The organism is Streptomyces sp. P1-3 (assembly GCF_050613155.1).
GTDB lineage: Bacteria > Actinomycetota > Actinomycetes > Streptomycetales > Streptomycetaceae > Streptomyces.
Window position 1 is genome coordinate 3,286,586 of the sequence record NZ_CP192512.1, and the last position, 19,725, is coordinate 3,306,310.

20 protein-coding genes are annotated in these 19,725 nt (G+C 71.2%); 5 read left to right on the top strand and 15 right to left on the bottom strand.

The genetic code is table 11. The annotated features are described in order from the left end of the window. Nucleotides 1-55: 55 nt before the first annotated feature. A complete protein-coding gene (gene mqnP, locus ACQUSR_RS13825; RefSeq protein ID WP_431042864.1) occupies nt 56-958 on the bottom strand; it encodes a menaquinone biosynthesis prenyltransferase MqnP in 903 nt (300 codons plus the stop codon). Between the two features lie 88 nt (nt 959-1,046). Continuing rightward, nucleotides 1,047-2,498, bottom strand: a complete 1,452-nt coding sequence (locus ACQUSR_RS13830; protein ID WP_431042865.1) for a menaquinone biosynthesis decarboxylase — start codon at nt 2,496-2,498, stop codon at nt 1,047-1,049. Nucleotides 2,499-2,613: 115 nt separating this feature from the next. Here ACQUSR_RS13830 and ACQUSR_RS13835 point away from each other — a divergent pair, with 115 nt between their 5' ends. Further along, the gene (locus ACQUSR_RS13835) at nt 2,614-2,979 is read left to right on the top strand and encodes a PLD nuclease N-terminal domain-containing protein (protein WP_431042866.1); all 366 of its coding nucleotides are present in this window, start codon (nt 2,614-2,616) and stop codon (nt 2,977-2,979) included. A 48-nt stretch (nt 2,980-3,027) separates the two neighbouring features. Here ACQUSR_RS13835 and ACQUSR_RS13840 read toward each other — a convergent pair whose 3' ends face one another. The 9 genes from ACQUSR_RS13840 to hemL form a co-directional block, all read right to left on the bottom strand. After that, nucleotides 3,028-4,065, bottom strand: a complete 1,038-nt coding sequence (locus tag ACQUSR_RS13840) for a CU044_5270 family protein (RefSeq protein ID WP_431042867.1) — start codon at nt 4,063-4,065, stop codon at nt 3,028-3,030. After that, entirely contained in the window at nt 4,062-4,694 is a 633-nt protein-coding gene (locus ACQUSR_RS13845; RefSeq protein WP_431042868.1) for an RNA polymerase sigma factor, read from the bottom strand. The genes ACQUSR_RS13840 and ACQUSR_RS13845 overlap by 4 nt, the downstream gene beginning before the upstream one ends. A gap of 97 nt (nt 4,695-4,791) precedes the next feature. After that, nucleotides 4,792-5,889, bottom strand: a complete 1,098-nt coding sequence (gene ccsB / locus ACQUSR_RS13850; protein WP_431042869.1) for a c-type cytochrome biogenesis protein CcsB — start codon at nt 5,887-5,889, stop codon at nt 4,792-4,794. After that, nucleotides 5,886-7,742, bottom strand: a complete 1,857-nt coding sequence (resB, locus tag ACQUSR_RS13855; protein ID WP_431042870.1) for a cytochrome c biogenesis protein ResB — start codon at nt 7,740-7,742, stop codon at nt 5,886-5,888. The genes ccsB and resB overlap by 4 nt, the downstream gene beginning before the upstream one ends. Before the next feature lie 3 nt (nt 7,743-7,745). After that, nucleotides 7,746-8,486, bottom strand: a complete 741-nt coding sequence (locus ACQUSR_RS13860; RefSeq protein WP_431047572.1) for a cytochrome c biogenesis CcdA family protein — start codon at nt 8,484-8,486, stop codon at nt 7,746-7,748. A 32-nt stretch (nt 8,487-8,518) separates the two neighbouring features. Then, nucleotides 8,519-9,130, bottom strand: coding sequence for a TlpA family protein disulfide reductase (locus ACQUSR_RS13865; protein ID WP_431042871.1), 612 nt, complete (start codon nt 9,128-9,130; stop codon nt 8,519-8,521). A 55-nt stretch (nt 9,131-9,185) separates the two neighbouring features. After that, nucleotides 9,186-10,385 (bottom strand): hypothetical protein, encoded by a 1,200-nt coding sequence (locus ACQUSR_RS13870; RefSeq protein ID WP_431042872.1) that lies wholly within the window; start codon nt 10,383-10,385, stop codon nt 9,186-9,188. 181 nt (nt 10,386-10,566) lie between these two features. Then, the gene (locus ACQUSR_RS13875) at nt 10,567-11,292 is read right to left on the bottom strand and encodes a histidine phosphatase family protein (RefSeq protein ID WP_431042873.1); all 726 of its coding nucleotides are present in this window, start codon (nt 11,290-11,292) and stop codon (nt 10,567-10,569) included. An 8-nt stretch (nt 11,293-11,300) separates the two neighbouring features. After that, nucleotides 11,301-12,623, bottom strand: a complete 1,323-nt coding sequence (gene hemL, locus ACQUSR_RS13880) for a glutamate-1-semialdehyde 2,1-aminomutase (protein WP_431042874.1) — start codon at nt 12,621-12,623, stop codon at nt 11,301-11,303. Nucleotides 12,624-12,889: 266 nt separating this feature from the next. Between hemL and ACQUSR_RS13885 the strand changes: the two genes are divergently transcribed. Next, the gene (locus ACQUSR_RS13885; protein ID WP_304463256.1) at nt 12,890-13,327 is read left to right on the top strand and encodes a hypothetical protein; all 438 of its coding nucleotides are present in this window, start codon (nt 12,890-12,892) and stop codon (nt 13,325-13,327) included. 104 nt (nt 13,328-13,431) lie between these two features. Here ACQUSR_RS13885 and ACQUSR_RS13890 read toward each other — a convergent pair whose 3' ends face one another. The 3 genes from ACQUSR_RS13890 to ACQUSR_RS13900 all read right to left on the bottom strand — a co-directional run bounded on the left by ACQUSR_RS13890 (nt 13,432) and on the right by ACQUSR_RS13900 (nt 16,555). Continuing rightward, complete coding sequence (locus ACQUSR_RS13890; RefSeq protein WP_431042875.1) at nt 13,432-14,607, bottom strand: NAD(P)/FAD-dependent oxidoreductase; 1,176 nt, start codon at nt 14,605-14,607, stop codon at nt 13,432-13,434. Nucleotides 14,608-14,855: 248 nt separating this feature from the next. Then, nucleotides 14,856-15,821, bottom strand: a complete 966-nt coding sequence (locus tag ACQUSR_RS13895; RefSeq protein WP_431042876.1) for an RNA polymerase sigma-70 factor — start codon at nt 15,819-15,821, stop codon at nt 14,856-14,858. 218 nt (nt 15,822-16,039) lie between these two features. Continuing rightward, entirely contained in the window at nt 16,040-16,555 is a 516-nt protein-coding gene (locus tag ACQUSR_RS13900; RefSeq protein WP_431047574.1) for a cupin domain-containing protein, read from the bottom strand. A gap of 143 nt (nt 16,556-16,698) precedes the next feature. Here ACQUSR_RS13900 and ACQUSR_RS13905 point away from each other — a divergent pair, with 143 nt between their 5' ends. Then, nucleotides 16,699-17,031, top strand: a complete 333-nt coding sequence (locus tag ACQUSR_RS13905; RefSeq protein WP_431042877.1) for a YnfA family protein — start codon at nt 16,699-16,701, stop codon at nt 17,029-17,031. Nucleotides 17,032-17,101: 70 nt separating this feature from the next. Here ACQUSR_RS13905 and ACQUSR_RS13910 read toward each other — a convergent pair whose 3' ends face one another. After that, complete coding sequence (locus ACQUSR_RS13910) at nt 17,102-17,749, bottom strand: PepSY domain-containing protein (protein WP_431042878.1); 648 nt, start codon at nt 17,747-17,749, stop codon at nt 17,102-17,104. A gap of 299 nt (nt 17,750-18,048) precedes the next feature. Between ACQUSR_RS13910 and ACQUSR_RS13915 the strand changes: the two genes are divergently transcribed. After that, the gene (locus tag ACQUSR_RS13915) at nt 18,049-18,813 is read left to right on the top strand and encodes an SDR family oxidoreductase (protein WP_431042879.1); all 765 of its coding nucleotides are present in this window, start codon (nt 18,049-18,051) and stop codon (nt 18,811-18,813) included. 97 nt (nt 18,814-18,910) lie between these two features. Continuing rightward, a complete protein-coding gene (locus ACQUSR_RS13920; RefSeq protein ID WP_431042880.1) occupies nt 18,911-19,708 on the top strand; it encodes an LAGLIDADG family homing endonuclease in 798 nt (265 codons plus the stop codon). Nucleotides 19,709-19,725: the final 17 nt, after the last annotated feature.

Below are 19,725 nucleotides of genomic sequence, written 5' to 3' on the forward strand. Positions count from 1 at the left end.
TGGCTCTCGCTGTGCTGTTCACTCGGCTCCACAGGCCGAGCCTATCCGTCGGCGCTCATACGCTCAGTCCGCGCACGAGCAGGTCCGCCAGCGCGCACACGAACAGGGCGATGCCCACGAAACCGTTCACGGTGAAGAAGGCGCGGTTGAGCCGGGACAGGTCGTGCGGCCTGACCACGTTGTGCTCGTAGACGAAGGCCGCGGCGACGACCAGCAGCCCGCACCAGAAGAACGCCCCCGCGCCGGTGGCCAGCGCGTACCAGACCAGGAGCGCGGTGGTGACGGCATGACAGCCGCGCGCGCCCCACAGGGCGGCCGGGATGCCGAAGCGGGCCGGTACCGAGCCGACCCCCTGCTCCCGGTCCGTCTCGACGTCCTGGCAGGCGTAGATCAGGTCGAAGCCGCCGATCCACACGCCGACGGCCAGGCCGAGGATCACCGCGTCCCAGGACCAGGCCCCGGTGACCGCGAGCCAGGCGCCGACCGGCCCCATGGCCTGGGCGAGGCCCAGGATGGCCTGCGGGAAGTTCGTGAACCGCTTGCCGTACGGATAGACCACCATCGGGACCACGGCGACCGGGGCGAGCGCCAGGCACAGCGGGTTGAGCAGGGCGGCCGCGCCCAGGAAGACGACCAGCGCGATCAGCGCGCCGGTCCACGCGGACCGCACCGAGACCGCGCCCGTGACCAGTTCGCGTCCGGCGGTGCGCGGATTGCGCGCGTCGATCTCGCGGTCGATGATCCGGTTGGCGGCCATCGCGAACGTACGCAGGCCCACCATCGCGACGGTCACCAGGAGCAGCTCCGCCCAGTGGACCCGCTCGTCGTCCGAGAACATCGCGGTCAGCGCGGCGATGTAGGCGAAGGGCAGCGCGAAGACCGAGTGCTCGATCATCACCAGCCGCAGGAAGGCCTTGGTGCGCCCCGGCTGCGGCACCGCGGCCGCGGAAGCGCTCACAGTGTCTCCTCGTTCGCTTCTCCGCCCGCGAGGCGAAGAGGTGCGGTCATCCGTGTCGTCTGCGGCCCGGCGGCCTCGCGTGCGTCGCTCACAGTCCGTACTCCCGCCAGCGGCGCGTCACCCGATCGGCCGTCGCCTGATCCGGCTCGACCATGTCCGGCCAGCCGCCGTCGCGGGTGTAGCCCTCCTCGGGCAGCTTCCTCGTCGCGTCGATGCCCGCCTTGCCGCCCCAGAACTGCTGGTACGAGGCGTGGTCCAGATGGTCCACCGGGCCCTCGACGACGGTCAGGTCGCGGGCGTAGTCGGTGTTGCCCAGCGCCCGCCAGGCCACCTCGTGCAGGTCGTGCACGTCGCAGTCGGCGTCGACCACCACGATCAGCTTGGTCAGCGACATCATGTGCGCGCCCCAGATCGCGTGCATCACCTTCTGCGCGTGCTTGGGGTACTTCTTGTCGATCGAGACGATCGCGCAGTTGTGGAAGCCGCCCGCCTCCGGCAGGTGGTAGTCCACGATGTCCGGAATGATGATCTTCAGCAGGGGCAGGAAGAACCGCTCCGTGGCCCGCCCCAGCGGCCCGTCCTCGGTCGGCGGGCGGCCGACCACGATGGACTGGAGCAGCGGCCGCTCGCGCATCGTGACGCAGTCGATGGTCAGCGCCGGGAAGTCCTCCTGCGGGGTGTAGAAGCCCGTGTGGTCCCCGAACGGGCCCTCCGGCAGCGTCTTCCCCGGCTCCAGCCAGCCCTCCAGCACCACCTCGGCGTGCGCCGGGACCTGGAGCGGCACGGTCTTGCAGTCGACCATCTCCACCCGCTTGCCCTGGAGGAAGCCCGCGAAGAGGTACTCGTCGATGTCCCCGGGGAGCGGCGCGGTGGAGGCGTACGTCACGGCCGGCGGGCAGCCGAAGGCGATGGCCACGGGCAGCCGCTCGCCGCGCCGCGCCGCCACCTGGTAGTGATTGCGGCTGTCCTTGTGGATCTGCCAGTGCATGCCGATGGTGCGCCGGTCGTGGCGCTGGAGGCGGTACAGGCCCAGGTTCCGCACCCCGGTCTCGGGGTGCTTGGTGTGGGTGAGCCCCAGGTTGAAGAAGGACCCGCCGTCCTTCGGCCAGGTGAACAGCGCCGGGAGCGCCTCCAGGTCCACCTCGTCACCCTGCAGGACGACCTCCTGGACGGGCGCGTCCTTGACCTTCCTCGGCGGCACGTGCGCCATGCTGCCGAGCTTGCCGAACGCCTCCCGCATCCCGCCGAAGCCCTGCGGCAGCTCCGGCCTGACCAGCCCGCCGATCTTCTCGGTGATCTCGTCGTACGAGCGCAGGCCCAGGGCCTTCAGCAGCCGGCGGTCGGTGCCGAAGACGTTCATGGCCAGCGGCATCGACGAGCCCTTGACGTTCTCGAAGAGCAGCGCCGGACCGCCCGCCTTGTTCACCCGGTCGGTGATCTCGCCGATCTCCAGATACGGATCGACTTCGACCTTCACACGCTTGAGGTCGCCTTCTCGGTCAAGAGCCCGCAGGAAGGAACGAAGATCGCCATAAGCCATGCGGTCCAGTATCCGCCATCGCCCCTGACCGGCCGACGCCGGGCGCGGTCTACTCTGGTGCGGAACCCCGGGCCGTAGTTCCGGGCCCGATCACCACACGCAGGGGGACGGCTCCATGCTCCGAGTGCTGCTGATTCTGGTACCGCTGGCGCTCAGCATCTACGCGTTCATCGACTGCATCACCACCGACGAGCAGGACGTGCGCTACCTGCCCAAGCCCATCTGGGCGATCCTGGTGCTGCTCTTCCCGGTCGTCGGCTCGGTCTCGTGGCTGATCGCCGGACGGCAGCGGACGCTCGCCGTGGGCGGCGGGGGCGCCGGCCGGGGCGGACGGCGCGGCGGCTGGGTCGCGCCGGACGACAACCCGGAGTTCCTCAAGTCGCTGAACGACCGTCAGGGCAAGGCCACCAAGGGCGACGGGGACGACGAGGAACCGCGCCGCAAGGACGACGGCCCCGACGACGCCCCGCCCGCCCGCTGAACCCCGTGTCAGCCGGCGGGGCGGGATGGTCGCGGCGCCCGGCCCGCGTCAGGCTGATTTCTGGGTGCGCGGGAGCTGACCCGCCTTGTCCACCACGGCCCGCTCCAGCACGGCGGTGGTGCCCAGCACCTGGCCGGGCTCGGCGTTGAAGGCGTCGCTGGTCGCGACGCTGCGCTCGCCGAGGTACTCCATCGTCTTCTTGTCGAAGATCCATTCGTCGCGGGTGCCGCCACTCGAGTCGATCCGCGCGACGCCCACCCCGTGCCGGCCGGTCGCGTCCACCGCGTCCGGCACCACGACGACGCCCGGGATCTTCGCGGCCGCCCGGTAGAGGGCGGCGCTCACCTTCGGCGGCACCATCGACTCCTTGATGAGGTCGCCGACGAGGACGAACGCGGCCTGGTCCGGCTCCTTGTCGCTGCCCACCCTCTCCACCGCGTCGTAGATCCACTTCAGCATCTCGTCGGGATCGGTCGGGAGGGTCTGGAGGTGGCGGTAGCTGGTGGACAAGTCGTATCCGGTCTCGCCCGGGCCGGCCTCGGGCTCCATCGGTTCGTTCTCGTTGCCCTCCATGCCGGGCTCGCGGAGGAGCCCCCAGCGGGAGCCGTCCACCGACTCCCAGATCTCGCGGCGGTGCAGCGGGTCGAGGCGGGGGGCCTTGTCCTTGAAGGTCTCCACGAAGGCGATCGTGCTGCGGATGTAGACGAACTGGTCGTCGCGGATGCCCCCGACGGCCTTCGACTTCTCGGCGACGGTCGCGATGCGGGCAAGCACCTCGGGCGCGTTGTCCTTGGTGTCCGCGTTGACCCGCGGCGCGAAGGCGTACGTGGCCTTGCCGTCACGGCCGACCCGCACGCCCTCGCCGTCGTCCATTCCCGTCACCGCCATCCCCGCGACCACCGCGAACGCGAGGGCGCCCGCGAGGGCGGGGCCCACGACGACCGGACGCAGCCACGCCCTGCGGGTGCGGGGTTCTTCGGCGGTCTTCGCCTCGGGCTGCCGGATCTCGCTCATCAGGTGCTCCTTGAGGAGTCGGTGACGGCCCGGCGGAAGGTCGCGCTCGGGGAGCGGCGGGATGTCGTTCATCGGTTTCCCTCCTGGATGGGCCTGGCCGCAGGCGTGCGGCCATCTCTCACCTGTGCGCGGCGGCGGCCGGGTTCCCGGTTCTTCTTCGCCGTGTTCTTCTCCACCGCCGCGGCGAGCTTCTTGCGGGCCCGGGACAGCCGGGACCGCACCGTGCCCACGGGAACGCCGAGCGCGTCGGCGGCGGCCGCGTAGTCCAGCCCGGACCACACGCACAGCGCGAGCACCTCGCGTTCGGGGCGGCGCAGCGCGTCCAAGGCGCAGGTCACGGCGGCGAGCAGTTCGGCGTCGTCGATCCGGCCCGCGACCTCGTCGGCGAAGTCGCGGACTGCGGTGTCGCGGGGCAGCCGGGACATCGCGGCGCTGTGCCGGCGGGCGGCGCGTCTGGTGTTGCGGACGGTGTTGGTCGCGATGCCCAGCAGCCAGGGCCGCAGGCTGCCGCCCTCGGCGTCGACCCTGGCGCGCAGCCGCCAGGCCTCCAGGAAGGTCAGCGACACGACGTCCTCGGCCGTCGCCCAGTCACCCGTCAGCCGGAAGGCGTGGTTGTAGACGGAGCGGGCGTAGTCGTCGAAGAGCGTCGCGAAGGCGTCGGGATCGCCGTCCCGGATCCGAGTGCGCAGAGTCGTCGTCACATCTGGAACTGTCCGTACGACGACGGCCGGTTCCCGTGACTTGAGTCACAGGGGAACCGGCCGCAGGCGTACGGGACGTACGGGGCTCGAGGAGCGGTCAGACGTCGGCGTAGGAGTGCTTGCCGCTGACGAAGATGTTGATGCCGTAGTAGTTGAACAGGTAGCAGCCGAAGGCGATCAGCGCCAGGTAGGCCGCCTTGCGGCCCTTCCACCCGGCGGTGGCGCGGGCGTGCAGGTAGCAGGCGTAGGCGACCCAGGTGATGAAGGACCAGACCTCCTTGGGGTCCCAGCCCCAGTAGCGGCCCCACGCGGCCTCGGCCCAGATCGCGCCCGCGATGATGGTGAACGTCCACAGCGGGAAGACCGTGGCATTGATCCGGTACGCGAACTTGTCCAGCGACGCGGCCGAGGGGACCCGCTCCAGGAGGGACTTCAGAGCCGGCCGGAACTGCTTGCCCTCGGGGTTCTCCAACTGCGCCTCGTACCGGTCGCGGAAGAGGTAGAGCAGCGTGGAGACGGCGGCGATGTACATCGCCGCGCCGCAGAGGATCGCACAGCTGACGTGGATCCACAGCCAGTAGGAGTGCAGGGCGGGGACGAGCTGATCGGACTCGGTGTACAGCACGGAGACGGCCAGGCCCATGTCCAGCAGGACGCTGGTGACCAGTACCAGCCCGATCCAGCGCACGTTCTTCTTGAGCAGCAGCAGCGCCAGGTAGGTGCCGACCGCGACCATCGCGAAGGTCGTGGAGAACTCGTACATGTTGCCCCACGGCGCCCGCTTCACCGACAGCGCGCGAGCGAGCACCCCGCCCGCGTGGAGGAGCCACGCCAGGGTGGTCAGGCCGATCGCGATCCGGCCGTACATGTCGCCCTGCTCGCTGGTGCCCGCGGCGCCCGGCCCGTCCGGGACGTCGCGGCTGCCCGCGGCGGAGCGGGTGATCACCTTGGGGCGCTCCAGTACGGCCGTTCCAGTGGAGCCGGTGCTTGCACCGGGCTGGACGGTCACCTTGGCGGTCGCCGACTCGGCGGCGGAGGAGGCCGCGGCGGAGGTGCGGGCCACGGCGCTGCGGCTGCCGAACACCCACTCGGCGATATGGGCGAGGAACGCGATGGTGTAGACCGCCATGGCCGAATAGATCAGCACATTGCTGTTCTGGGCCATGCTTTCGTTGGCTGCGGCAGCGAGGTTCACGCGCGCGCTCCTTCGACGGGGTCGGCGGGGTCTGCGGGGTCGGCAGGATCGGCGGGATCGGGGTCGGGGTCGGGGTCGGCGTCAGGGCCGGGGTCCGCTGCCGGGGGCGCGTCCGCCTGGAGGCTGACGGCCAGGTCGGCGAGTTCCTCGGGGAGCTTGGCCGACTCGCTGCGGCCGAGCCCGGCCATCTCGACGACCGTCGTGCCGTCGTCGGCCGGCACGGCCCGCACCCACACCCGGCGGCGCTGGATGAACAGCGAGGCGGCCAGGCCCACCACCGCCGCGGACGCGCCGAACAGGGCACCGGTGTTGCCCGGCTTGTGGGAGATCTGGAAGGTCGCCCACTCCTTGACTCCCTCGAACTCCAGCGTTCCGGCGCCGTTCGGCAGCTTCATGGTCTCGCCGGGCTTCAGCGCGCTGGAGAAGGCCGCTCCCTTGCCGCCGGGCGCCTTGAACTGCTTCATCTTCGAGGTGTCGAGCCGGTACACGTTCTGCGGCACGCCGGCGTCCATGCCCAGGTTGCCGTGGTACGCGGTCAGGAACAGCATCGGGTTGTCGAGCGCGGGGAACTGGGACAGCATCGTGCCCGTGTTCAGGTCCGCGGTCGGCACGAAGTACCCCTGGAAGCCCAGCTGGTCCTTCTTGCCGTCCTTGTCGCGGTAGTCCGGCACCTTGATGACCACGTTCTCGGTGAGGTTGGTGCCTTCCGCCGGCAGCGAGGCCACCGGCCCCTTGTACGCGATGTCGCCCTCGCCGTCCCGGACGGTGACCACCGGTGCGTAGCCGTGCCCGAGCAGGAAGACCTTGAAGCCCGCGACCTCCAGCGGTTCGTTGACCTTGATGGAGGCCTTGCGCTCGGGGCCGTCGACGCCGTCCCGGTACGTCACGTCGGCGCGGAAGGTCCGCGGGGTGCGCATGTTCGGGCCGCTGCGCTCGTACGTGGCGTTGAACTCGTCCAGCCGGAAGCGGAAGGGGGCCAGATCGTCGGCGTCGAACCACGGGCCGGACTGGAAGTCGTCGTACTGGGTGAGGCTGTTGCTGAAGCCGTCGCCCTCCACGATCAGCTTGCCGCCCTCGGACTTCCACAGCTGGCCTGCCGCGAAGGACAGCAGCATCACGATCAGTGCGATGTGGAAGAGGAGGTTGCCCGCCTCGCGCAGATAGCCCTTCTCCGAGGCGACCGCGTCACCTGTCGCCTGCGTACGGAAGCGGCGCCCCTTGAGCACCCGCCGCGCCGCCTGGAGCACCTGCTCCGGGTCGGCGTCGGTGCGCCACGTGGTGTACGCGGGCAGCCGGGTCAGCCGGCGCGGGGCGGCCGGCGGGCGGCCGCGCAGCTGGCCGACGAACTGCCAGGTGCGCGGGACGATGCAGCCGATCAGAGAGACGAACAGCAGGATGTAGATCGCCGAGAACCACACCGAGCTGTAGACGTTGAAGAGCTGGAGCTTCTCGTAGATCGGCGTGAGCGTCTCGTGCCGCGCCTTGAAGTCGTCGGCCTTGAGCGGATCGATGCTGGTCTGCGGGACCAGCGAGCCGGGGATCGAGGCGAGGGAGAGCAGGAACAGCAGCAGCAGCGCGACCCGCATGGAGGTCAGCTGGCGCCAGAACCACCGCCCCCAGCCGAAGACCTCGCGGCCGAACCACCGGACGGCGCCCAGCGCGCCGGGCTGCCGCACCCCGCCGAAGGAGCCGGCGACGACCCGGCCCGCGTCCTCGGCCGGGGCCGTGGAGAGCTGGGACCCGGCGGCGCCGAGGTCGCTGTCCTCGGCGCCCTTGGCATCGGCGTCCGAGGCGTCGGCCCCCGTCGTGGCGGCGGCCTCCATGGCGTCGGCGTCCGTGTCGGTGGTGGCCATGAATCAGATCCCCACGTTGAAGCGGTAGGTCCAGATCTTCATATCGGCGATCACGCTGTCCCAGGCTCCGGTGAGGAGCAGCACGCCGAGCAGCACGAGCATGCCGCCGCCGATGCGCATCACCCACACGTAGTGCCGCTTGACCCAGCCGAAGGAGCCGAGCACCCGCCGATAGGCGAGGGCGATGGCGATGAACGGCAGCCCGAGCCCCAGACAGTACGCGGCGGTGAGCAGGGCGCCGCGCCCGGCACTCGCCTCGTGCTGGGCCAGGCTCAGGACGGCGGCGTACGTCGGGCCGATGCACGGCGTCCAGCCGACGCCGAACATCGCGCCGAGCACCGGCGCGCCCACCAGCCCCATCGCGGGCTTCTTGTGGAAACGGAACTCCCGCTGCCCGAAGCCCTTGAGCAGCTGCATGAACAGCAGGCCCATCACGATCGTGACGACGCCGAGGACCTTAGTGATGGTCTCCCTGTGCTGCTGCAGCGTGTAGCTGCCGAAGAAGCCGAAGAACGCTCCGCCGGAGACGAGCACGGCGGAGAAGCCGAGGACGAACAGCGAGGCGCCGGCGAGCATCCGGCCGCGCTTGGCCTTGGCCAGGTCCGTACCGGCGACGCCGGTGACGTAGCTCATGTAGCCGGGTACGAGCGGCAGCACGCACGGCGAGAAGAAGGAGACCAGCCCGCCGAAGACCGCCACCGGGATCGCGAACAGCAGCGTCCCGGTCTCGACCGTCTGATTCATGTCGGTGGCCGCGGCGAGAATGGTCACTGCGGTCACTTCTCCGCGATCAGCGGGTCGAGCATGTCGCGCAGGCTCTCCTCGCTGAGCGCCTTCAGCGCGCGGGCCGCGATGTTGCCGTCGCGGTCGAGGACGATGGTGGTGGGGATGGCCTGCGGGTTGAGGCTGCCCTTGGGGAAGCGCAGGGTCAGGTCGCCCATCGGGTCGTACAGGCTCGGATAGCCGACCGCGAACTCCTTCTCGAACTTGATCGCGGGGGCCTGGCTGGGTTCACGGGTGTTGATCCCGACGAACTGCACGTCGCCCTTGGTCTCCTTGGCGACCTTGGCGAGGTTGGGGGCCTCGGCCCGGCACGGCGAGCAGGTGGAGCTCCAGACGTTCAGTACGACGATCTTGCCCTTGTAGGAGGCGACGTCGAGCTTGTCCCCGGTGAGCGTCTCGCCGTCCAGCTTGGGGCCGTGGCTCCGGTCGCCCTTGGCGACGGTCTCCACGCCCCCCTTGCCCTGGACGAACTTGGTTTCGGCGGATCCGCCCGACACTCCCGAACCGCAGGCGGACAGGATCAGCGCGGCGGCCGCGGCCGCGAGGGCCGGCACGGTGGCACGGCGGCGGTTGGCGAGGCGCCGGGGGGCGCGGCAGGCACTCATGTGAAAAGTTTCGCATGCGTGGTTTACGGATCTTCCGCACCCCCCTCCGGCGCGGTCAGCTGCGCCCGGTGAGCTGCTGTCCGACCCCGAATCCGCGCAGTTCGGCGAGGACCTGCGGGTCCTGGGCGTCGAGCCAGTCGCACAGCTGCCGGAAGGAGACCATCCGGACGTCCTTCTCGTCGGCGATGCGCTTGATCGTCTCCTCGACGGCGTCCATGTAGATGCCGCCGTTCCACTGCTCGAAGTGGTTGCCGATGAAGAGCGGCGCCCGGTTCGTCTCGTACGCCCGCTTGAAGCCGGCGATGTAGGCCTCGGTGGCCTGCTTGCGCCACTCGGGGTACTTGGCCGGCGGACCCTTGGTGATGTTGCTCGGCGACTGGTTGGCCGCGATGTTGTAGTCCATCGAGAGGACCGGGAAGCTGTGGCCGGGGAACGGTATCCCCTGCAGCGGAAAGTCCCAGAGACCCTGCTTCTTGGCGGGCCAGATCTGGAGGCCGCCCGGCGAGCTGGAGTCGTAGCGCCAGCCGAGCTTGCGGGCCGTGGGCAGCAGGTTCTCCTGGCCGAGCAGTTGAGGGGTGCGGCCGCCGATGAGTTCCTTGGAATAGTCGAAGGGCAGCGGCTCGAGATCGGTGAAACCGGTGTTGGTGCGCCACTTGGTGACGAAGGACACGGCCTGCTCGATCTCGGACTCCCACTGCGCGGGCGTCCACCATTTGACGGAGCCCTTGGCCTCGCCGCCGAAGTGCCCGTTGAAGTGGGTGCCTATCTCGTGGCCCTCCAGCCAGGCCGCGCGCAGGTTCTTCAGCGTCTCCTTGATGTGGTCATCGGTCAGGTAGCCGATGTCGGAGGCGCCGACGGGGTTGTTCGGCGGCCGGTAGAGGCGCTTCTTCGACTCGGGCAGCAGGTACAGCCCGGAGAGGAAGAAGGTCATCGAGGCGTTGTGCTCTTTGGCAAGCTTGCGGAACCGCGGGAATTGGCCGTCACCCACGTCGCCCGCGCCGTCCCAGGAGAACACCACGAACTGGGGCGGCTTCTGGCCCGGCTCCAGCTTCTCCGGCTTGGGCGGCTGATTCGGCTGCTTGCCGGTGTAGACGGTCGAGCCGTCGCCGATCGGCTTCGCCTGGGCCGTCTGACCGGGCTCGGCTCCACCCTTGCCGGAGCCGGACGACCCGGAGGAGGAGCAGCCGGCGACGGACATCGCCGCCGCCGCTCCTACCCCGAGTCCGAGCATTCCCCGTCGGCTGAAATCGCGCATAACGGTCCCCATCGCATTCGTTGCACCTAAAGCCCCCCACTGGACGCCCAGTGAGAGGGGGTGACGAATGCCGGGGTTCCGCTCGCGGCCCCGAAAAGTCGGAACAGTTCCGAACCGTCTACGCAGGGTCGCCGGTTCGTCGACGCAGCGTCGCGCGATGGCCGCCGGAGAGCCGCGTGAGCTACGCGCCGAAGGCCTTGGACGAGCCCTGGGAGCCCTTGGCGGCCCCCTTGATCGCGCCCTTCCCCCAGCGCGGCTGCGCGCCCGCGAGCAGATGCGCGGGCACCAGGTCACGGGCCGGCTCGGTGTAGCCGACCGAGACGATCTTGTCGCCGCGGAAGGTGAACGTGGTCAGGCTGGCCAGCGTGCACTGCCGCTTGCGCGGGTCGTGCCACAGCCGCCGCCGCTCGGCGAAGCTGCGCACCACCCAGATCGGCAGCTGGTGGCTGACGCAGACCGCCTCGTGCCCGCGCGCCGCGTCCCGTGCCGCGCCGAGCGCCGCCATCATCCGCACGACCTGCTCGATGTACGGCTCGCCCCAGGAGGGCCGGAACGGGTTGGTGAGGTACTTCCAGTTCCCCGGGCGCTTGAGCGCGCCGTCGCCGACGCCGAAGGTCTTGCCCTCGAAGACGTTGCCGGCCTCGATCAGCCGCTCGTCGGAGGCCAGGTTCAGGCCGTGCGCCTTGGCGATCGGAGTCGCCGTCTCCTGCGCGCGCTCCAGCGGGGAGGCGACGACGTGCTGGATGTCCCGGTCGGCCAGGTGCTCGGCGACCCGGTCGGCCATCCGCCGCCCCAGCTCGGAGAGGTGGTAGCCGGGACGGCGGCCGTAGAGCACGCCGTCCGGGTTCTCCACCTCACCGTGGCGCATGAGATGGACGACGGTGATGTCGCTGTCGGTCTTTGTCATGTCACCCATCATTCAGTGGCTTCTGCGGCGGCCCGCGCCGCCTCCGGCAGAGCGGCCGCGACGCGCTCCACGGCCCGCTCGTCGTGCGCCGTGGAGACGAACCACGACTCGAACGCGGACGGCGGGAGATAGACCCCCTGGGAGAGCATCGAGTGGAAGAAGGCGTTGAACCGGAAGCTCTCCTGCTTCTTCGCGTCGTCGTAGTTCCGGACCTCGTCGGCGGTGAAGAAGACGGAGAACATGTTGCCCGCCACCTGGAGCCGGTGCGCCACGCCCGCCTTGGACAGCGCCTCGGCCACCAGCCCGCGGATCTCGGCGGAGACCGCGTCCACCGTCTCGTACGCCGCGTCGTCCAGCAGCCGCAGCTGCGCGAGGCCGGCGGCGGTGGCGATCGGGTTCCCGGAGAGCGTGCCCGCCTGGTAGACGGGTCCGACGGGCGCCAGCTGCGCCATGACGTCCGCCCGGCCTCCGAAGGCCGCGGCCGGGAAGCCGCCGCCCATGACCTTGCCGAAGGTCATCAGGTCGGGGCGCACCCCGTCGATCCCGTACCACCCGGCCCGGGAGACCCGGAACCCGGTCATGACCTCGTCGGAGATGTAGAGGGCGCCGTTCTTCGCGCAGGCGTCCTTCAGCCCCTGGTTGAACCCGGGCAGCGGCGGGACGACGCCCATGTTGCCCGGCGACGCCTCGGTGATCACGCAGGCGATCTCGCCCGGGTGCGCGTGGAAGGCGGCATGGACGGCGTCGAGGTCGTTGTACGGAAGCACGATGGTGTCCCCGGCCTGGGCACCGGTGACCCCCGGGGTGTCCGGCAGCCCGAAGGTCGCCACCCCGGAGCCGGCCGCGGCCAGCAGGGCGTCCACGTGGCCGTGGTAGCAGCCCGCGAACTTGATCACTTTGGCGCGGCCGGTGAAGCCGCGCGCCAGCCGGATCGCCGACATCGTCGCCTCGGTGCCGGACGACACCAGGCGCACCTGTTCGAGCGGCTCGATCCGGTCCACCATCTCCTCGGCGAGCGCGACCTCGCCCTCCCCCGGCGTACCGAAGGACGTGCCTCGGGAGACGGCGGCCTGCACCGCCGCGATCACCTCGGGATGCGCGTGCCCGAGGATCATCGGCCCCCATGAACACACGAGGTCGACGTACTCCCTGCCGTCGGCATCCGTGAGGTACGGACCCTCACCGGACACCATGAACCGGGGCGTACCGCCCACGGCGCGGAACGCGCGCACGGGGGAGTTCACACCGCCGGGCGTCACGATGGCCGCACGGTCGAAAAGCGTCTGCGAAACTGGTGCTGCGTACGGATAGGGATTGCTCACGCAAGCCATGGTGTCAGAGGCTGACGGGGACGCGCGTCCGGGCGTTTCACCGTCCGTACGCGGGGGAGGTCTCAGACACGATGATCGGGTCGCGCGGCAGGGGCCGCGCATCCGAGGAAACGCAGTCGGGTGGAGATATGCATCGCGGTGGCGAACTGGGTGAGGGGACCGACGACCGGGGCCCCGAGGGCGCCCACTCCGGTCGCCCCAGACGCCATGGGCGGCACCGGCGGGACGACGCGGGCAGCGCGACAAGGGGAAGCAGGGACGGCCGCATGGGGGTGACCTACAAGTACTTCGGCGCTCCCGACGGGGCGACCGCGGCACGGGTCCCCATCTCGATGCGCCCTGAAGAGCTCGGCGGCGACGAGCTCGGCATGGGCGGCATGTTCACCAAGATCAAGCCGGAGACGGTGGCCGCCATGGTCCTCACCGGCATAGAGGGCATACCCCTCCACAAGGTGCCGCCGCTCGAACTCGTCGTCCTGCACCCCGACTACGCGGTCGTCAAGCTGCCGATGACGGTCGTCGACCCGCTGCGCGGCGTCGGCGAGGAAGCGGTCGGCGCGGCGGCCTTCATCTGGTCCACGGTCCCCGACCGCGGCGGCCCGCGCGACGCGTTCACCGTCTACCAACTGCTGCACGAGTGGCAGGACTTCTCGCACCGGCTTCATGAGGCGGGGCATCAGGCTTACTGCCTGGTGTGGCCCTGACCCCTGCCCCCAGCTCACGGCCGTGTGGCCCTGAGCTGGGGTGGGGGATCCCGGAGCATGGTCGCGGGTCGGTCGCGTCCGTCCCCGACACACACTCCGCCCCCCTACACGCCGGCGTCCGCCGGCGTCCGGGCCTTGTTGGGGCGCGGGCCCCGGGGCGCGCCCGGCTTGGGGCGGCGGATCACCCTGACCGTGAGCCGGCAGATCGACTCCTTGAAGGCCGCCGCCGGCCGCCCGGTGAACGCCGCGCCCATCGGGCTGTCGTCGGCGCGGACGAGCTGGATGAGCCCGTCCCGGCGGCCCAGGCTGATGTTCTGCGATACGTAGCGCACCGCCAGCGGCTTGGGAGCGCGGCCGGACAACCGGGCGGCCACCGCGTCCGCGGCCTGCACCCCCATCGGCAGCCCGGCCTGGCAGGACATGCGCGTCTCGGGCCCGGGCGCGGGCGCGGTCGCCGCGTCCCCCACCGCGTACACCTCGGGGTGGGACGTCGAACGCTGCGTCTCGTCCACGGCCATCCGCCCGTACCGGTCCACCGCGAAGCCCGCCTCGCGCGCCACTTGGGGCACCTGGAACCCGGCGGCCCACACCACCGTGTCCGCGGGCAGCCGCGCCCCGTCGGCCAACACGAGACCGTGTTCGGTGACCATCGAGACCCGGGCGTGCTCCCGCACCTCGACGCCCAACCGGTCGAACGCCCGGCGCAGATGACGCCGTCCGCGAGCGGAGAGCCCGGGACCCAGGTCCGTGTCGGTGACCAGTAGGACCCGCAACCGGGGATGGGACTCCGCCAGCTCGGCGGCCGTCTCCAGCCCGGTCAGACCGCCGCCGACCACGGCCAGCGAGCCGGTGGCGGCCCCCGGCGCGGCCAGTCGCTCGCGGAGCCGGACGGCGTCCTCGTACGTGGCCACGGACAGGGCGTGCGCGGCCAGGCCGGGTACCGCGCCGGTGGGGGCGGTACTGCCCAGGGCGTAGATCAGCGTGTCGTATGGGATGTCGTACGGCGGCGCGTCGATCCGCACGGCACGGGCCACCGGGTCCACGGCGGTCACCGTGGCGACGACCAGGTCGACACCGGTGCCCGCCAGCAGGCCGGCCAGCGGCAGATCCGGCAGCGGCTGCCCTGCGGCGAGCTGATGGAGTCGGATCCGTTCGACGAACCGGTCCGCGGCGTTGACCAGGGTGACGCGCACGTCGGCGGAGGCCAGCAGCCGCGCGGCCCGCTTGGCCGCGCCCAGTCCCGCGTACCCGGCGCCCAGAACCACGATGTGGTGAGTCATCGATCCTCCCGTTCGATTCGGTCCCTGCTTGAACCGGGGAGCGGGGCGATGCGTGACAGGCGAGGACGTGAAGCGGGTCACATGGGACGCCCGGGATCAGGCGAGCTCGGGGGGCCGGGCTCGGGCAGGCTCACACGCCGGGCTCACACGCCGGGCTCGGGCGAGCTCGCGGGCCGGGCTCGGGCGAGCTCGCGGGCCGGGCTCGGGCGAGCTCGCGGGCCGGGGTCAGGCGAGCTCGCGGGCCGGGGTCAGGCGAGTTGGGTCGCGGCGAACGCCAGCTTCCCGGGCGCGGCGACCGTACGGACGGCGACGATCCGCCCGTCCACGACCTCCGGCACCACGACGGACACCAGCGGGCCGCCCTCCCCGACCGTGAGCACCACCGCGGGCCCGCCGTTCACCTCGGCGACCGCACCCACCACGAAGGCCGCCTCCGGTCGCCGCGCCAACCCGAGCAGATAGCGGAGCACCTTCTCCCGGCCCGTGATCGGCCGCCGCGCGGCCGTCACCTCGCCGCCGCCGTCGGCCCACGCGACCACGTCCTCGGCCAGCAGCCGCTCCAGCCCGGCGATGTCGCCGTCGAGCGTCGCGGCGAAGAACCGCTGGACGATCCGCGTGCGCTGCGCCCCGTCCACGGGGAACCGCCGCCGCGGCTCCGGCTCGCCGAGCCGCTGTCGCGCCCGTCGGTGCAACTGCCGGGCATGCGGCTCCTGGACGCCCAGGATCTCGGCGACGTCCCGGTGGCTGTACGCGAACGCCTCGCGGAGGACGAAGACCGCGCGTTCGCTCGGCGTGAGCCGTTCCATGAGCGTGAGGAGCGCCATGGACACGGACTCGCGCTGTTCGGCGGTCTCCAGCGGGCCGAGCGACCCCGAGCCGAGATCGGTGAGGACGGGCTCGGGCAGCCACGGGCCGACGTAGCACTCCCGCCGGGCACGGGCGGAGGTGAGCTGGTTGAGGCAGAGGTTCGTGACGACCTTCGTCAGCCAGGCGGCCGGGGTGCGGATGGCGGCCCGGTCGGCCGCGTCCCACCGCAGGTACGCGTCCTGTACGGCGTCCTCGGCCTCGCTCGCGGTGCCGAGCAGCCGGTACGCGAGCCCGAACAGGCGCGGTCGGTTGGCCTCGAACACGGCGACGTGCGCGGGCCCGGCCTCAGCGACGTGCGCGGGCTCGGCCCCGGTGGGGCGGGCAGCCTCGGCCCCGGTGGCGGGCATGGACCCGGCCCCGGTGGGGCGGGCGGGCTGGGCGCTGGCGGCGGCAGGGGCGTTGACCGGGGCCGGGGCCCGTGTCGGTGACGGTGACGGTGACGGTCGCGCGCCTGGTGCCGGGTGCGGTGCGGGTTCCGCGTTCAGCGCCAGTCGCGCTGTCGGCGCCTCCTCCGGCGCTGCGTCCGATATTGCCCCTGATCCGGACTCAGACGCGGAACGGTCCGTCATCGGCGGGTCAGCTCCTTGATACGGGCCGCTTCACGCGGGTAGCGCGCGACCAGTTCCGCCGCGTCGCCGTGTTCGTAGCCGTCGTCGCTGAAACCCGGTGCCATGGTGCAGCCGAAGAACGACCACGCCCCGTCGGCAGCGACGCGCGCGCCCATCCAGGTGCCGGCGGGGACGGTGAACTGCACATGCTGCCCGCCCAGTACGTGCGGCCCGAGCACGGCCGAACGGGACGTGCCGTCCGGTGCGAGCAGCAGCAGTTCCAGCGGATCGCCGAGGTAGAAGTGCCAGACCTCGTCGCTGGGCAGCCGGTGCAGGGCGGAGAAGTCCCCCGGCTCGGCGGTCAGCAGCATGACGATCGCCGAGCCCTCGGGGCGTCCGTCGCCGCGCTCGGGCCCCGCCCACATGCGCCGGAAGAGCCCGCCCTCCCGGGGCAGGGGCTCCAGCCCGTAGTACGCGGCGAGTGCGCCAGGCGTCGTCGGCGGCGGCGCCGACGCACGCACCGACCCCGGCATCGGCTCCGGCGGCGGCTCCGGGGCCCGTGACGGCGTCGGCTCCGGCATCGGCTGAGGAGGCATGACCGTCCTTCCGCCGCACCTCTTCCGCGCGGGTGCGCAGGCGTACGGCCACCCTAGCGCCGGCGCCGTAACCTCCTCCCATGCACGTCGTCCGCTCCATCGTCCTCTTCGTCCTCGCCGCGCTACTGGAGATCGGCGGCGCCTGGCTCGTCTGGCAGGGCGTACGGGAGCACCGGGGGTGGGCCTGGATCGGGGCCGGGGCCGTCGCCCTGGGTGCGTACGGATTCGTCGCCACGCTCCAACCGGACGCGGACTTCGGGCGGATCCTGGCCGCGTACGGCGGGGTGTTCGTCGCCGGCTCGCTGGCCTGGGGCATGGTCGCGGACGGCTACCGGCCCGACCGGTTCGATGTGGCCGGGGCGCTGATCTGCCTCGCGGGAGTCGCCGTCATCATGTACGCGCCGCGGAACTAGCGGCCGCCGGGACTGCCTGGGGCCGGGGTCCCTGGAGCCGGGCCCCCGGCTGGGCCTGGGGTACCGGGGCCTACGTGCCGAGCGCCTGGGACACGGCAGGCCGGAGCACCGGTGCCTGCGGCATGGCAGGCCGGAGCACGGGCGCCTGGGGCAGGAGAGCCTGCGGAACGGGGGCCTGGAGCCGAGTGCCCTGCGGGGCCTGGCTCGCGGGAGCTTGGAGCCGAGTGCCCTGCGGGGCCTGGCTCGCGGGGGCCTGCGGGCGAGCGCCCTGCGGAGTCTGGCTCGTGGGAGCTTGCGGGCGAGCCCCCTGAGGTCCCTGAGGTCCCTGAGGCGCCTGGACCGGGGCGTTCACCCGGTCGTCCTCCTCGTCCTCGTTCTCCTTCTCCACGCTCAGCACGACGCCGCTGTGGGCATCGATGATGGCCTCCCACACCCCGTCGCGCCGCTGGACCTCCACCTCCCAGACATAGCGCTTCCCTTCAGCCTCCCTGCCCTTGACCGCCTCGTACTCCAGCTCCGCGGCGATGGCCTTGCCGCCGACCTTGTGCTCGCCGATATGGGCGGCCTGGTACACCGAGATGTACCCGGCGGCCCACGCCGTCGCCGGGGTGCCGACGACCACCAGCGCCGCGGCGGCGGCGACGCCCGCGCAAGTGGCGCTCCAACGGCGGAGCGCGCGGCGGGGAGAGGGCGTCTGCGGAGGGTTCGACTGGGCCATGGGAGTTCCTTCCTGCCGTGGGCGGAGCGATACGTAAATCGCCTCATATCAGACCCAGCAGAACCCTTTCCCCGTCGGCACACCGGCCCCGCGCGTTCCGCGCTCGAGTGCCCCGATCGGCGGCAGCGCCGACGTTCCGGGAGGCAGCCGGGAAAGCGTCCCGGAGGCAGCCGGAGTCACCGCGGAAGGCAGCCGGGGAAGCGCCCCGGGAAGGCCGCCGGAGAGGCCGCCGGAAAAGCCGTCATATCCTGCGCTGTGGATCTCGAACGTCGCACCACCCGTCGCACGCAGGAGGGCCCATGACCACCCGTACCGCCGTCATCACCGGTGCGAGCAGCGGCATCGGCGCCGCCACCGCGCGTCAGCTCGCCGCGGCCGGCTTCCGGGTCGTCCTCACCGCGCGCCGCGAGGACCGGATCCGGGAGCTGGCCGCGGAGCTGTCCGACGCCGGGCACGAGGCGTCCGCGTACGCCCTGGACGTCACCGACCGCGCCGCCGTCGACGCCTTCGCGGCCGACGTGGTCCGCTACGGGCCGGTGCACGTCCTGATCAACAACGCGGGCGGGGCGCTCGGCGCCGAGACGGTCGCTACCGCCGACCCCGCCGACTGGCGTGCCATGTACGAGGTGAACGTCCTGGGCGTCCTCAACGTCACCCAGGCGCTCCTGCCCGCCCTCACCGCGTCCGGCGACGGCACGGTCCTCGTCCTGTCCTCGACCGCGGGTCTCGCCACCTACGAGGGCGGCGGCGGCTACGTCGCCGCCAAGCACGGCGCCCACGTCATCGCCGAGACCCTCCGGCTGGAGCTGTGCGGAACCCCGGTCCGGGTGATCGAGATCGCGCCGGGCATGGTGCGGACCGAGGAGTTCGCGTCGACCCGCTTCCGGGGCGACGCGGCGAAGGCGGCCGCGGTCTACCAGGGCGTCGCGGAGCCGCTCGTGGCCGAGGACATCGCCGACACGATCACCTGGGCGGTGACCCGGCCCTCCCACGTCAACGTCGACCTGCTCGTCGTCCGCCCCCGCGCCCAGGCGTCCAACTACAAGGTCCACCGCGAGAGCTGACCGCAGGGACGCACAGCCACGCCAGCACACTCATCAGTTCGAGTGACGCCTGGTCGTTCCATATCGCCGGAATCGCCGAGTGTTCCACGATCGGAGCATGACCTTCATGGACCTCGAAGACCCCCGGTATGCCTACATGTTCGGCTTTCTGCAGGCTGATGGAAACCTGTACGCGGGCGCTGGCCAAAAGGAACGTCTCTCTGTCGAGATCAGCCATCGGGATATCGGCATCTTGCAGGAATTCCAGAAGCTGACCCCCTACACCAGCACGATCACAGAACGCACGCGGGCCACGAACTTTGCACAGTCACACAGGTCAGCGAGGTGGACTGTCTACTCGCTCGAAGTACGCAACCGCCTAGTGGAGGCAGGACTTCCCTACGGCCCCAAGTCCACGAAGATCACCCCGCCGCGCGTGCCATTCTCCCGCCCCGACTATCTGCGCGGCATCATCGACGCGGACGGCTCAATCGGCCACACGGGCAAGGGCCTGCCCTTTGTCGGTCTCACCACGGCGAGCAGCGCGATCGCGGCGTACGTTTGTCACTACTTCAAGCGAACGCAGGGCATCCAACGGCGTCCCGGCAGGAACACCCGTGACTGCGTGTACAACGTCCTCTACACCCGAGAGGCAGGCGTCACCGTCGCGAAGCACTTGTACTACCCCGGCAGCCTGGCCCTGGATCGTAAGCGGGAATCCGCCGCCCGCGTCAGCTCCTGGGTACGCCCCGACGACATGGGCCCTGCTCGCAACCGCCGCCCCTGGATGCCCATGGAGGACCGTTTCCTGCTTGAGGCGCCGACGCTCGCCCATGCCGCCGAGCGCCTTGAGCGGTCCGTGAAATCCTGCCAGGCCCGTCGCTGGCGTCTGCGGCAGGACCAGCAGTCCGGGTGAGCGACCGAGAGCTGACG

Bases quoted from the DNA above. Each gene is read 5' to 3' on its own strand.
- ACQUSR_RS13890 (WP_431042875.1), bottom strand. From the start codon at position 14,607: ATGACTCACCACATCGTGGTTCTGGGCGCCGGGTACGCGGGACTGGGC.
- ACQUSR_RS13910 (WP_431042878.1), bottom strand. From the start codon at position 17,749: ATGGCCCAGTCGAACCCTCCGCAGACGCCCTCTCCCCGCCGCGCGCTC.
- ACQUSR_RS13875 (WP_431042873.1), bottom strand. From the start codon at position 11,292: ATGACAAAGACCGACAGCGACATCACCGTCGTCCATCTCATGCGCCAC.
- resB (WP_431042870.1), bottom strand. From the start codon at position 7,742: ATGGCCACCACCGACACGGACGCCGACGCCATGGAGGCCGCCGCCACG.
- ACQUSR_RS13900 (WP_431047574.1), bottom strand. From the start codon at position 16,555: ATGCCGGGGTCGGTGCGTGCGTCGGCGCCGCCGCCGACGACGCCTGGC.
- ACQUSR_RS13920 (WP_431042880.1), top strand. From the start codon at position 18,911: ATGACCTTCATGGACCTCGAAGACCCCCGGTATGCCTACATGTTCGGC.
- ACQUSR_RS13835 (WP_431042866.1), top strand. From the start codon at position 2,614: ATGCTCCGAGTGCTGCTGATTCTGGTACCGCTGGCGCTCAGCATCTAC.
- ACQUSR_RS13905 (WP_431042877.1), top strand. From the start codon at position 16,699: ATGCACGTCGTCCGCTCCATCGTCCTCTTCGTCCTCGCCGCGCTACTG.
- hemL (WP_431042874.1), bottom strand. From the start codon at position 12,623: ATGGCTTGCGTGAGCAATCCCTATCCGTACGCAGCACCAGTTTCGCAG.
- ACQUSR_RS13840 (WP_431042867.1), bottom strand. From the start codon at position 4,065: ATGAACGACATCCCGCCGCTCCCCGAGCGCGACCTTCCGCCGGGCCGT.
- ACQUSR_RS13895 (WP_431042876.1), bottom strand. From the start codon at position 15,821: ATGCCCGCCACCGGGGCCGAGGCTGCCCGCCCCACCGGGGCCGAGCCC.
- ACQUSR_RS13865 (WP_431042871.1), bottom strand. From the start codon at position 9,130: ATGAGTGCCTGCCGCGCCCCCCGGCGCCTCGCCAACCGCCGCCGTGCC.
- ACQUSR_RS13870 (WP_431042872.1), bottom strand. From the start codon at position 10,385: ATGCGCGATTTCAGCCGACGGGGAATGCTCGGACTCGGGGTAGGAGCG.
- ACQUSR_RS13885 (WP_304463256.1), top strand. From the start codon at position 12,890: ATGGGGGTGACCTACAAGTACTTCGGCGCTCCCGACGGGGCGACCGCG.
- ACQUSR_RS13915 (WP_431042879.1), top strand. From the start codon at position 18,049: ATGACCACCCGTACCGCCGTCATCACCGGTGCGAGCAGCGGCATCGGC.
- ACQUSR_RS13860 (WP_431047572.1), bottom strand. From the start codon at position 8,486: ATGAATCAGACGGTCGAGACCGGGACGCTGCTGTTCGCGATCCCGGTG.
- ACQUSR_RS13830 (WP_431042865.1), bottom strand. From the start codon at position 2,498: ATGGCTTATGGCGATCTTCGTTCCTTCCTGCGGGCTCTTGACCGAGAA.